The 11,597-nt window shown below is 60.7% G+C and carries 10 protein-coding genes; 1 reads left to right on the forward strand and 9 read right to left on the reverse strand.

Annotation, left to right across the window (positions count from 1 at the left end; all coding sequences use genetic code 11):
* Position 1: 1 nt before the first annotated feature.
* Positions 2-1,621, forward strand: a complete 1,620-nt coding sequence (locus LJE98_RS04865) for a cisplatin damage response ATP-dependent DNA ligase (protein WP_229573728.1) — start codon at positions 2-4, stop codon at positions 1,619-1,621.
* A 1-nt stretch (position 1,622) separates the two neighbouring features.
* Here LJE98_RS04865 and glpK read toward each other — a convergent pair whose 3' ends face one another.
* The 9 genes from glpK to LJE98_RS04910 form a co-directional block, all read right to left on the reverse strand.
* Positions 1,623-3,116 (reverse strand): glycerol kinase GlpK, encoded by a 1,494-nt coding sequence (glpK, locus tag LJE98_RS04870; RefSeq protein WP_229573730.1) that lies wholly within the window; start codon positions 3,114-3,116, stop codon positions 1,623-1,625.
* A gap of 81 nt (positions 3,117-3,197) precedes the next feature.
* Complete coding sequence (locus tag LJE98_RS04875) at positions 3,198-4,916, reverse strand: ABC transporter substrate-binding protein (RefSeq protein WP_229573732.1); 1,719 nt, start codon at positions 4,914-4,916, stop codon at positions 3,198-3,200.
* 83 nt (positions 4,917-4,999) lie between these two features.
* The gene (locus LJE98_RS04880) at positions 5,000-5,281 is read right to left on the reverse strand and encodes a DUF2160 domain-containing protein (RefSeq protein WP_229573734.1); all 282 of its coding nucleotides are present in this window, start codon (positions 5,279-5,281) and stop codon (positions 5,000-5,002) included.
* A gap of 10 nt (positions 5,282-5,291) precedes the next feature.
* Entirely contained in the window at positions 5,292-6,110 is an 819-nt protein-coding gene (locus LJE98_RS04885) for a carbohydrate ABC transporter permease (RefSeq protein ID WP_229573735.1), read from the reverse strand.
* Between the two features lie 11 nt (positions 6,111-6,121).
* The gene (locus LJE98_RS04890) at positions 6,122-6,988 is read right to left on the reverse strand and encodes a carbohydrate ABC transporter permease (RefSeq protein WP_229573737.1); all 867 of its coding nucleotides are present in this window, start codon (positions 6,986-6,988) and stop codon (positions 6,122-6,124) included.
* A gap of 3 nt (positions 6,989-6,991) precedes the next feature.
* A complete protein-coding gene (locus tag LJE98_RS04895; RefSeq protein ID WP_229573739.1) occupies positions 6,992-8,062 on the reverse strand; it encodes an ABC transporter ATP-binding protein in 1,071 nt (356 codons plus the stop codon).
* A gap of 11 nt (positions 8,063-8,073) precedes the next feature.
* A complete protein-coding gene (locus tag LJE98_RS04900) occupies positions 8,074-9,153 on the reverse strand; it encodes an ABC transporter ATP-binding protein (protein ID WP_229573741.1) in 1,080 nt (359 codons plus the stop codon).
* A gap of 51 nt (positions 9,154-9,204) precedes the next feature.
* Positions 9,205-10,716 (reverse strand): glycerol-3-phosphate dehydrogenase, encoded by a 1,512-nt coding sequence (glpD, locus tag LJE98_RS04905; RefSeq protein ID WP_229573743.1) that lies wholly within the window; start codon positions 10,714-10,716, stop codon positions 9,205-9,207.
* 101 nt (positions 10,717-10,817) lie between these two features.
* Positions 10,818-11,597, reverse strand: coding sequence for a DeoR/GlpR family DNA-binding transcription regulator (locus LJE98_RS04910; RefSeq protein WP_229573745.1), 780 nt, complete (start codon positions 11,595-11,597; stop codon positions 10,818-10,820).

Genomic DNA, 11,597 nt, shown 5'->3' on the forward strand with positions numbered 1-11,597 from the left:
GATGAAGGCTTTTGCGCGCCTCCTCGATCGCCTGCTCCTGACACCCAGCCGCAATGGCAAGCTGACGCTGCTGATCGATTATTTCCGTGTGACGCCCGACCCGGATCGCGGTTATGCGCTGGCTGCCCTGGCCGATGGTCTCGACATCAAAGGCGTGAAGCCTGCCCTGCTCAAGGAACTGGTGCTGGAGCGGATGGACCCGATCCTGTTCCAGTATTCCTATGACTATGTCGGGGATCTGGCCGAGACCATTTCGCTCGTCTGGGAACCCAAGGCGTTGGAGGCGGAGACCGGTACGGATCTTCAAAGCCTGTCTGGGATCATCGAACGGCTGCAGCGCCTCGGTCGCAACGAGACCCGCTCCGTGATGCGCGATCTCTTCGACCGGCTCGACACTTCTGAGCGATTTGCGCTGATCAAGCTTGTTACAGGGGGCCTCCGGATCGGAGTCTCGGCGCGGCTGGCCAAACAGGCGCTGGCGCTGTTCGGCGACAAGGATGTCGCCGACATCGAGGGTCTCTGGCATGGGTTGACGCCGCCGTATACAGAGCTCTTCGCATGGCTGGAGGACCGGATCGAGAAACCCGTCCTGTCGACGCCAGCGATCTTCCATTCGGTGATGCTCTCCACGCCGATCGAAGACAGGGATCTGCCCAATCTCGATCCTGACGATTTTGCCGCCGAATGGAAGTGGGACGGCATTCGCGTGCAACTGTCCTGCTCCGGCGGACGTAGCCGGCTCTACTCGCGATCAGGCGACGATATCTCGGGCGCCTTTCCCGACGTGATCGAGGCAGCAAGCTTCGAGGGCGTGATCGACGGGGAACTGCTCGTCGGCGGAACCTCGCGCACCAATACGCCGACCCGGACCTTTTCCGACCTGCAGCAGCGGCTCAATCGCAAGACGGTGACGGCCAAGATGCTGGAGGACTATCCAGTCTTTATCCGCGCGTATGACATCTTGTTCGATGGGGACGCGGACGTTCGGCCAGAAACCTTTCTCACACGCCGTGCGCGGTTGCATGCGCTCATCGAGCAGCAGGAACCGCGGCGCTTCGACCTCTCTCCGCTCGTGCCGTTTTCCACCTGGGAAGAGCTGGAACGCTTCCGGGCGGCACCTCCCGATCCTGTCATCGAAGGGGTGATGCTGAAGCGACTGGACAGCCGCTATCAGGCCGGGCGCGCCAAGGGTCCGTGGTTCAAGTGGAAGCGCGATCCGATGAATGCCGATGCCGTGCTGATGTATGCGCAGCGCGGGCACGGCAAACGCTCAAGTTACTATTCGGACTTCACCTTCGGGGTGTGGACGGCGGTCCCCGGCGAGGGAGACGTTCTGGTACCCGTCGGCAAGGCCTATTTCGGCTTCACCGACGAAGAACTCGAAGTGCTCGACCGATTCGTGCGCAACAATACGGTCGACCGCTTCGGCCCCGTGCGGGCGCTCCGAGCCGAGCCGGAGCACGGTTTCGTGGTGGAGGTGGCCTTTGAAGGGCTGGCACGCTCGAGCCGGCACAAGTCCGGCGTGGCGATGCGGTTTCCCCGCATCGCGCGGCTTAGGCAGGACAAGCTGCCCAAGGATGCCGACCGGCTGGAGACCCTGGTCGCGCTGATCGACAAATAGGCTAGCGGCTCGTCAGGCAACGCGAAACGCTGTCCTGCCAGCCTGCAATCGCTGCCTTCCGCTCACTCACATCCATGCCGGGCTCGAAGCGGTTATCGCGCTTCCAGGTCGCGGCAAAGCCCTTCTGGTCGGGCCAGAGACCGGCGCGGGAGCCGGCGAGCCAGGCGGCGCCGAGGACCGTGGTTTCGAGCACCACGGGACGGTCGACGGGGGCCGCGAGAATGTCCGCCAGCCGTTGCATCGTCCAGTCTGACGCGACCATGCCACCATCGACGCGCAGCACCGTCTTCGATGCGCTGCCGCTCCAGTCCTTCTTCATGGCCTCCAGGAGGTCATAGGTCTGGTAAGCGACGCTCTCAAGCACGGCACGGGCGAATTCCGCGGGTCCTGTTCCACGCGTCAGTCCGAAGATCGCGCCACGGGCATCGGCATCCCAATGGGGCGCGCCGAGGCCGGTGAAGGCTGGAACAAGGTAGACGCGTTGATTGGGATCGGCCTTGCTGGCAAGCGCATCGGTTTCCGAGGCGACCTTCACGAAACCCATCTGATCACGCAGCCACTGGACGGCCGCGCCAGCGATGAAGATCGAGCCCTCGAGGGCGTAGGTCGTCTCGCCGTTCAGGCGATAGGCAATGGTGGTCAGCAGGCGGTTCGACGAGGCGACGCGATCGCGGCCGGTGTTCAGGAGCGCGAAGCAACCTGTGCCATAGGTAGACTTCATCATGCCCGGCTCAAAGCAGGCATTGCCGATGACGGCAGCCTGCTGGTCGCCGGCAACGCCGAGGATCGGGATCTCGGCGCCAAGCACGGCCTTGTCGGTGATGCCAAAATCATCGGCGCAGTCCTTGACCTCCGGCAGCATGGAGCGCGGAATTTCAAGGATCGAAAGGAGTTCGTCGTCGAAACGATTTTCGCCGATATCGTAGATCAGCGTGCGCGAGGCATTGGTTGCATCGGTCACGTGGACCTTGCCGCCGGTCAGCTTGTAGATGAGCCAGCTATCGACCGTACCAAAGCAGATCTCGCCGTTTTGCGCGCGGGTCTTCAGACCATCGACGTTCTTCAGGAGCCAGGACAGCTTGGTGCCGGAGAAATAGGGATCGAGCAGCAGGCCGGTCTTCTCGGTGAAAAGCGGCTCCAGGCCCTTGTGCTTGAGTTCATCGCAGAAGCGCGCGGTGCGACGATCCTGCCAGACGATGGCACGATGGGCAGGCTTGCCGCTCTCGCGGTCCCAGACGACGACGGTTTCGCGCTGGTTGGTGATCCCGATCGCGGTGACATCGCCGATCTTGATGCTCGCGGCAGCGAGCGCCTTTTCGATGGTCGCGAGCACACTCTGCCAGATCTCGTCCGCATCATGTTCGACCCAGCCGGAATCCGGGAAGTGCTGGGTGAACTCCTGCTGGGCAACGCCGACAATGTGCATCTCGTGATCGAAGATCATCGAGCGGGTCGAGGTTGTTCCTTGGTCGATGGCCAGAATGTAACCGCTCATCAGGCTGAAACTCCTTAAGTGAAGAAGCCGGGGCGTAGTTTGCGCCCCGGCGATTGTCAATTCAGCGGTGATCGCCGATCGTTACTGCCAGCTCTTGACGAGCTCGTCGTAATTGACCGTCATCGGCTGTTCTTTCTCGTTCTCGATCTTCAGCTGCGGAGCGAGATTGCCCTTGGCCACGGCATCGGCGTTCCACTCTTCGAGGGTCTTTTCCTCGGCGAGCTTCGGACCGATATCGCCCTGGACGCCAGCGCGTTCGAGACGCTCCATCACCTTTTCCTGCTCGGCGCAGAGCGAGTCCATGGCTTCCTGAGCGGACTTGGCGCCGGAAGATGCATCACCAATTGCCTGCCACCAGAGCTGAGCCAGCTTCGGATAGTCAGGAACGTTGGTGCCGGTCGGCGACCACTGCAGGCGAGCCGGCGAGCGGTAGAACTCGACCAGGCCACCGAGCTTCGGTGCGCGTTCGGTGAAGGACTGGTGGTCGAGGGTCGACTGACGGATGAAGGTCAGGCCGACATGGCTCTTCTTCACGTCGACGGTCTTCGAGGTGACGAACTGTGCGTAGAGCCAGGCGGCCTTCGCACGGTCTTCCGGGGTGGACTTCATCAGCGTCCAGGAACCTGCGTCCTGATAGCCGAGCTTCATGCCGTCCTTCCAGTAGACGCCATGCGGGCTCGGAGCGAAACGCCACTTCGGCGTGCCATCCTCGTTCACGACCGGCAGGCCTTCCTTGACGAAGTCGGCGGTGAAGGCGGTGTAGGTGAACATCTGCTGGGCGACTTCACCCTGCGACGGCACCGGACCGGATTCGGAGAAGGTCATGCCCTGGGCAGCCGGAGGGGCGTATTTCGTCATCCATTCGAGATATTTCTCGATGGCGTAGACGGAGGCAGGGCCGTTGGTGTCACCGCCGCGGGCGACGCAAGAGCCGACCGGACGCGAGTTTTCGTCGACCTTGATGCCCCATTCGTCAACCGGGTTGCCGTTCGGAATGCCCTTGTCGCCGTTGCCGGCCATGGAGAGCCAGGCATCGGTGAAGCGCCAGCCGAGGGACGGGTCCTTCTTGCCGTAGTCCATGTGGCCGAAGACCTTCTTACCGTCGATTTCGCGACCGGTGAAGAATTCAGCGATATCCTCGTAAGCCGACCAGTTGACCGGTACGCCGAGGTCGTAGCCGTATTTCGCCTTGAAGTCGGCCTTGTTCTTCTCGTCATTGAACCAGTCGTAACGGAAGAAATAGAGGTTGGCGAACTGCTGGGTCGGAAGCTGGTAGAGCTTGCCGTCCGGAGCCGTCGTGAAGGACTTGCCGATGAAGTCGTCGATGTCGAGGGTCGGGCTGGTGACGTCCTTGCCCTCATTCGCCATCCAGTCGGTCAGGTTGCGCACCTGCTGGTAGCGCCAGTGGGTGCCGATCAGGTCGCTATCGTTGATGTAGGCGTCGTAGATGTTCTCGCCCGACTGCATCTGGGTCTGAAGTTTTTCGACAACGTCGCCTTCACCGATCAGATCGTGGGTGATCTTGATGCCGGTGATGGCGGTGAAGGCCGGAGCGAGGACCTTCGCTTCATATTCATGCGTGGTGATGGTTTCAGAGACGACCTTGATTTCCATCCCGGAAAACGGCTTCGCCGCATCGACGAACCACTGCATTTCGGCTTCCTGCGTGGCGCGGTCGATGGCCGACATTTCGCCGACCTCGGCGTCCAGGAACTTCTTCGCCGCTTCCATGTCGGCGAATGCGGCGCCCGTCATTGCCAGAAGCATGGCGGCCGTCGTCGTCAAAAGGTGTTTTCGCATAGCGTCCTCCCTAAGGTTGCGTTTGCATTCAGGTTTCAGTCTCGAGGATGGCGGCCTCCCGCCGCCATCCATCTTGTCTTGCCCTAGACGAAACGGAATACGCCGACGGCGTAGACCACGGACAGGGCGAGAGCCCACCACAGGTTCGGCCCAACGAGGCCGAGCCAAGCGAGATTGATGAAAGCCGACCCGATCAGCGACACGAAGAGACGGTCACCGCGGGTGGTTTCGAAGCGCAGGATGCCGTTTCGCGGATTGCCGCCCGGGGACAGATACTCCCAGACCGCCATCGACAGGATCAGGCTGAAGATCACGACGAAGAATATGGCCGTCGGCGTCGTCCAGGCCATCCATGTAAAGTCCATCGGAACCTCCTCAGACGCGGCCCAGGGCAAAGCCCTTGGCGATGTAGTTGCGGACGAAATAGATCACGAGCGCTCCGGGTATGATCGTGAGCACGCCGGCTGCGGCCAGCACGCCCCAGTCCATTCCGGAGGCAGAAACCGTCCGCGTCATGATGGCGGCAATCGGCTTGGCATCCGTTGTCGTCAGGGTACGGGCAATCAGAAGCTCGACCCAGGAGAACATGAAGCAGAAGAAGGCGGCGACACCGATGCCGGATGCGATCAGCGGCATGAAGATCTTCACGAAGAACTTCGGGAAGGAATAGCCGTCGATATAGGCCGTCTCGTCGATCTCCTTCGGCACGCCCGACATGAAGCCTTCGAGGATCCAGACAGCCAGCGGCACATTGAACAGGCAGTGCGCGATGGCAACGGCGATATGCGTGTCGATGAGGCCAAAGGCGGAGTACAGCTGGAAGAAGGGTAGTGCGAAAACGGCCGGCGGCGCCATGCGGTTGGTCAGCAGCCAAAAGAACAGATGCTTGTCACCCAGGAAGCGATAGCGCGAGAAGGCATAGGCTGCAGGCAGAGCGACAGAGACTGCGATCACAGTGTTCATGCACACATAAATGATCGAGTTGATGTAGCCCTTATACCACGAAGGATCGGTGAAGATCACCGCATAATTGGCAATTGTCGGATTGACGGGCCAGAGCGAGAAGGCGCCCGTGATCTCTGCATTCGTCTTGAAGCTCATGTTGACGAGCCAATAGATCGGCAGCAGCAGAAAGATGATGTAGATCGTCGGAACCAGAAAGCCGAAGCCGGTGCGATTATCAGTGCTTTTCATCGGTATCTCCCTCAGCCCTTCGCGTCACTGTTGGTCATGACGGTGTAGAAAACCCAGGACAGCGCGAGGATGATCAGGAAGTAGATGATCGACATCGCCGCCGCCGGACCGAGGTCGAACTGGCCGACTGCCATCTTGACGAGGTCGATCGACAGGAAGGTGGTCGAATTGCCCGGGCCGCCGCCTGTCAGGACAAAGGGCTCGGTGTAGATCATGAAGCTGTCCATGAAGCGGAGCAGCACGGCGATCAAAAGCACGCGCTTCATCTTCGGCAGCTGAATGAAGCGGAACACGGACCAGCGCGATGCGCCATCGATCTTGGCGGCCTGGTAATAGGCATCGGGGATCGAGACGAGACCGGCATAGCAGAGCAGCACGACAAGGCTCGTCCAGTGCCAGACATCCATCACGATGATGGTGATCCAGGCGTGGATCGGGTTCTGCGTGTAATTGTAGTCGAAGCCCACGGCGTTCAGCGAATAGCCGAGGAGACCGATGTCAACGCGACCGAAGACCTGCCAGATCGTACCCACGACATTCCACGGAATGAGCAGTGGCAGCGCCATCAGGACGAGGCAAACCGGAACTCCCAATCCCGTTTTGGGCATGTTGAGCGCGATGAAGATGCCAAGCGGCACCTGGATCGCAAGAATGATCATGGAGAAGATCAGGTTGCGTCCGAGCGCATCCCAGAAGCGGTCCGACGAGAGAATGTCGGAAAACCAGTCGGTGCCGGCCCAGAAGAACTGGTTGTTGCCGAAGGTATCCTGGACGGAATAGTTCACCACGGTCATCAGCGGAATGACGGCCGAGAAGGCTACCAGCACCAGGACCGGAATGACCATGAACCAGGCCTTGTTGTTCCAGGTCTTCTCCATGGTTCAGCCCTCCATTCCAACGCGCCAGGAATCGGCGAAGATGCCGACCCCCTCGGGGACGAATGTCACTTTCGGATCTGCAGGAATTTCCGCATCCTCGGGGATGACGATCGACAGCGGATTGCCGGCAAACTGCGCCCGCACGATCTTCTGACGGCCGATATCCTCGACCTTGTCGACGGCCACGGGCATGCCTTCGCGTCCTAGACGCAGGAATTCGGGGCGGATGCCGAGCTCGATCTTGCTCTGGCCGGAGAGTTTCGGCGTTCCCGGCAGGTTCACCGTCTGGTCGCCGACGATGGCTGTCGTGCCACTGACCTTTGCCGGCATGACATTCATGCCCGGGGAGCCGATGAAATATCCGACAAAGGTATGGCTCGGGCGCTCGAAGAGTTCAGCCGGCGTGCCGATCTGGACGATCTGGCCGTCATACATCACCACGACCTTGTCGGCGAAGGTCAGGGCTTCCGTCTGGTCGTGGGTGACATAGACCATGGTAAAACCGGATCGCCGATGCAGGCGCTTGAGCTGCGAGCGCAGGACCCACTTCATATGCGGATCGATGACGGTGAGCGGCTCGTCAAAAAGGATCGCGTTGACGTCCGAGCGCACAAGGCCTCGGCCGAGCGAAATCTTCTGCTTCTGGTCGGCGGTCAGCCCCTGGGCCTGATTGCGGGCCATGGGCTGGAGGTCGATCATGTCGAGGATTTCATTGACCCGCTTGTTGACCTGATCTTCCGGTACATGACGATTGCGCAGCGGAAAGGCCAGGTTGTCGTAGACGCTCATCGTGTCGTAGACGACCGGGAACTGAAAGACCTGGGCGATGTTGCGGGCCTGGGTCGGCAGATTCGTCACATCGACGCCGTCGAATTCGATCCGGCCGTCAGATGGATGAATGAGGCCCGAGATGATGTTGAGCAAGGTCGTCTTGCCACAGCCGGAGGGGCCGAGCAGGGCATAGGCGCCGCCATCCTTCCATTCGTGATGGACTTCCTTCAAAGCGTAATCGCCCGATGCCCGCGCAGCGGGGGTGTAGGCGTGGCGGATATGGTCGAGATTGATGCGAGCCATGACGTTCCTCCTCACGCAGCCAGTTCGGCGGGGGCGCCGAGCGCCTTGCCGGCGGCGTCGAACGCCATCAGGTGACGGGTGTCGATGAAGACGTCGATCTCACGGTCGGGATCGATGTCGTGAATGCCGTGCGCCAGGCAGACCCAGCGAGCACTACCGTATTCGACATGAATGAAGCTCTCGGAACCAGCGATTTCCGACACCAGCGTGCGCGCGCGCATGGCCATGGTATCCGGCAGGGCAGAAAGCGATAAATGATGAGGATGGAAGCCTACGGTCACCGGGCCATCTGCAATCGATGCGAGATGGGCCGGCACACCGAGAACCGGCTGGCCGTTCAGCACGAAGCTTGCGCCCTGCTTGACGAGCGCGATGGTATTGAGCGGCGGGTCGGCGAATGTCCGCGCGGTCAGCAGGTCGGAGGGCTGGCGATAGACGTCGATGGTCTGGCCGAACTGGGTGATGCGGCCTTCGGAGAGCGTCGCCGTGTTGCCGCCGAGCAGCAGGGCTTCGGACGGTTCCGTCGTCGCGTAGACGAAAATCGCACCCGATTCCGCGAAGATCTTCGGCAGTTCTTCGCGCAGCTCCTCGCGCAGCTTGTAGTCGAGATTGGCGAGCGGCTCATCGAGAAGAACGAGGGTTGCGTTCTTGACGATGGCACGAGCCAGGGCGGTGCGCTGCTGCTGGCCGCCGGAGAGGCTGAGAGGCGTCCGATCGAGATAGGGCGTCAGCCGGAGAAGATCGGCGGCCTTGCGGACCTCACGGTCGATCGTGGCCGCATCCTTGCCTCCGACGCGCATCGGCGAGGCGATGTTTTCATAAACCGTCAGCGCCGGATAATTGATGAACTGCTGGTAGACCATCGCGACATTGCGCTTCTGGACCGGCATGCCTGTGACGTCCTTGCCGTCAAAATGCACGGTTCCGGATGTCGGCTTGTCGAGGCCCGCCATCAAACGCATCAGGGATGTCTTGCCCGATAGGGTCGGGCCGAGCAGGACGTTCAGCGTACCCCGCTGCAACGTCAGGTCCGTCGGGTGGATGTGGTATCCACCTCCCGCCAATTTCGAGACTTTACGCAGTTCCAACATATGTCCTCGGGCCTCCTCCAAACCGTCGGTCTATTTCAGTGGGATGGGCGATCAGGCCGCCGCCAGCATCCCCAGATAGGCATCCAGCCCCTTCGCCTCCTCCGGCGTCAGGAACAGTCCCTGTTTCGTTCTGCGCCACAGCACGTCTTCGGCTGTGACCGCCCATTCCTTTTCGACCAGCCAGCGCACTTCCGCCTCGTAGAGCGAGCCTCCGAAGTGGCGGCCGAGATCGGCGATCGACGTCGCACTCCCCAGGATCGACTTCGAATCCGTGCCATAACAGCGGATCAGCCGCTCGGCATGGCCGCGCTCCAGGAAGGAATAGGTCTGCAGCAGGCCGGAGACCGTCGCTTCAAAAGACGTGGCAGGGAAATCTCCCCCCGGCAGACGACTTCCGGCGGTCCAGGGCGCGCCCTTTTCCCCGATCGCTTCGCCGATCTTCTGCAGCGCGTGTTCGGCCAGACGCCGATAGGTGGTGAGCTTTCCGCCAAAGACATTCAGCAAGAGCGCTTCGCCCTCGGCGCCTTCGATCTTCAGCACATAGTCACGCGTCGCTTCCTGCGCCTTTGACGCACCGTCGTCATAGAGCGGACGGACGGCAGAATAGCTCCACACGATGTCCTCGGGCCGCACCGGCTCCTTGAAGTACTCGCTTGCAGCGCCGCAGAGGTAGTTTACCTCCTCGGAGCTGATGCGAACATCCTTCGGATCCTCGGTGTAGTCGCGGTCGGTCGTGCCGATCAGGGTAAAATCGCCCTCGTATGGAATGGCGAAGATGATGCGATTGTCCGGATTCTGGAAAAAATAGGCGCGCGGGTCGGTAAACTTCTTACGCACAACGATGTGACTGCCCTGGACAAGGCGGACATTGTGCACGTTGTTGCGACCGAAGGCGCCTGCCAAAACCTGATCCACCCAGGGGCCTGCGGCATTGACCAGCATACGCGCGCGGTGCGTTTCAACAGCGCCGTCGCGCTGCGACTTTGTCGTCACGACCCAGTGGCCGTCCTCCCGATGGGCTGACATGACGCGCGCGCGGCTCAGAATGTTTGCGCCACGGATCTGCGCGTCGCGGGCATTGAGGACGACCATGCGGGCGTCATCGACCCAACCATCGGAATATTCAAACGCCTTGGAAAAGACCGGCTTCAATGGCTTGCCAGCGGGATCGTGGCGCAGGTCGAGCGTCTTCGTCGCCGGCAGGAGCTTGCGGCCGCCGAGGTTGTCGTAGAGGAAAAGGCCGAGGCGGATCAGCCAGGCGGGGCGGATGCCCCCCTTCTGGAAGGGCAGGACGAAGCGCAGCGGCCAGATGACATGCGGCGCCATGGCCCAGAGGACCTCACGCTCCATCAGGGCTTCGCGCACCAGGCGGAACTCGTAGTGTTCGAGATACCGCAGTCCGCCATGAATGAGCTTGGTGGCGCCAGACGAAGTGCCCGAGGCGAAATCGTTCATTTCAGCCAAGGCGACAGAATATCCACGGCCGGCCGCATCACGCGCGATCCCGCATCCATTGATCCCACCGCCGATCACAAACAGATCGTAGATTGGCTGCCCTGACATCACCCCTCCGCATGTTCGCACCTGCAGCATTTGCTGCCATTGCGAAAGTCTCAATATAATTTGCGAAATTTAAACGAATGTCAAACGAAACTTGCTTCCGGCTAGGTTTGCCCATTCAGAGGTGCTGTTTCGACGAGGCGGACATCCTGCTCGGCGCAGATGGCCCTGATGCTGTCAGACGGACAGTGATCGGTGATAAACGTCTGGACTTGCGAGATATGGCCAATGCGAACGGGTGCCGTGCGTTCGAACTTCGAGGCGTCGGACACGAGGATGACGTGGCGCGCGTTTGCGATAATCGCCTGGGCCACTTTCACTTCACGAAAATCGAAATCGAGCAGCGCACCATCCTCATCGATGGCGGAAACCCCGATGACGGCGAAATCCACTTTGAACTGACGGATGAAATCCACGGCCGCCTCGCCGACGATGCCGCCGTCCGATCCGCGGACCACGCCGCCTGCGATGACGACTTCGATCGAAGGGAAGACACGCAAATGATTGGCAACATTTATGTTGTTTGTGATGACCATCAATTCCCTGTGGTCGATCAACGCATCTCCGACGGCTTCAGTGGTGGTGCCGATATTGATGAAGAGGGAAGAATTGTCAGGGATCAGATCAGCGGCGGCCCGGCCTATCGCCTGTTTCTCGGTTGCAGCCATTGACCGGCGCGCTTCGTATTTGACGTTCTCGTTTCCGCTGGGGAAAACGGCACCGCCATGGATACGGTTCAGGGCCCGCGCATCGCACAGGTCATTCAAATCCTTGCGGATTGTCTGGGGAGTGACGGCAAATCGCGCCGCGAGTTCATCCACCAGGACACGGCCGTGTTCCTTGGCCAGAGCCATGATCTCTGCCTGCCTCGCCGAAAACATCAT

The organism is Rhizobium sp. 'Codium 1', from assembly GCF_020889605.1.
Lineage (GTDB): Bacteria > Pseudomonadota > Alphaproteobacteria > Rhizobiales > Rhizobiaceae > Allorhizobium > Allorhizobium algae.

What these genes read in the sequence shown, in the direction of transcription:
- LJE98_RS04865 (WP_229573728.1), top strand. Translation starts at nt 2, where the DNA reads ATGAAGGCTTTTGCGCGCCTCCTCGATCGCCTGCTCCTGACACCCAGC.
- glpK (WP_229573730.1), bottom strand. Translation starts at nt 3,116, where the DNA reads ATGAGCGGTTACATTCTGGCCATCGACCAAGGAACAACCTCGACCCGC.
- LJE98_RS04875 (WP_229573732.1), bottom strand. Translation starts at nt 4,916, where the DNA reads ATGCGAAAACACCTTTTGACGACGACGGCCGCCATGCTTCTGGCAATG.
- LJE98_RS04880 (WP_229573734.1), bottom strand. Translation starts at nt 5,281, where the DNA reads ATGGACTTTACATGGATGGCCTGGACGACGCCGACGGCCATATTCTTC.
- LJE98_RS04885 (WP_229573735.1), bottom strand. Translation starts at nt 6,110, where the DNA reads ATGAAAAGCACTGATAATCGCACCGGCTTCGGCTTTCTGGTTCCGACG.
- LJE98_RS04890 (WP_229573737.1), bottom strand. Translation starts at nt 6,988, where the DNA reads ATGGAGAAGACCTGGAACAACAAGGCCTGGTTCATGGTCATTCCGGTC.
- LJE98_RS04895 (WP_229573739.1), bottom strand. Translation starts at nt 8,062, where the DNA reads ATGGCTCGCATCAATCTCGACCATATCCGCCACGCCTACACCCCCGCT.
- LJE98_RS04900 (WP_229573741.1), bottom strand. Translation starts at nt 9,153, where the DNA reads ATGTTGGAACTGCGTAAAGTCTCGAAATTGGCGGGAGGTGGATACCAC.
- glpD (WP_229573743.1), bottom strand. Translation starts at nt 10,716, where the DNA reads ATGTCAGGGCAGCCAATCTACGATCTGTTTGTGATCGGCGGTGGGATC.
- LJE98_RS04910 (WP_229573745.1), bottom strand. Translation starts at nt 11,597, where the DNA reads ATGATGTTTTCGGCGAGGCAGGCAGAGATCATGGCTCTGGCCAAGGAA.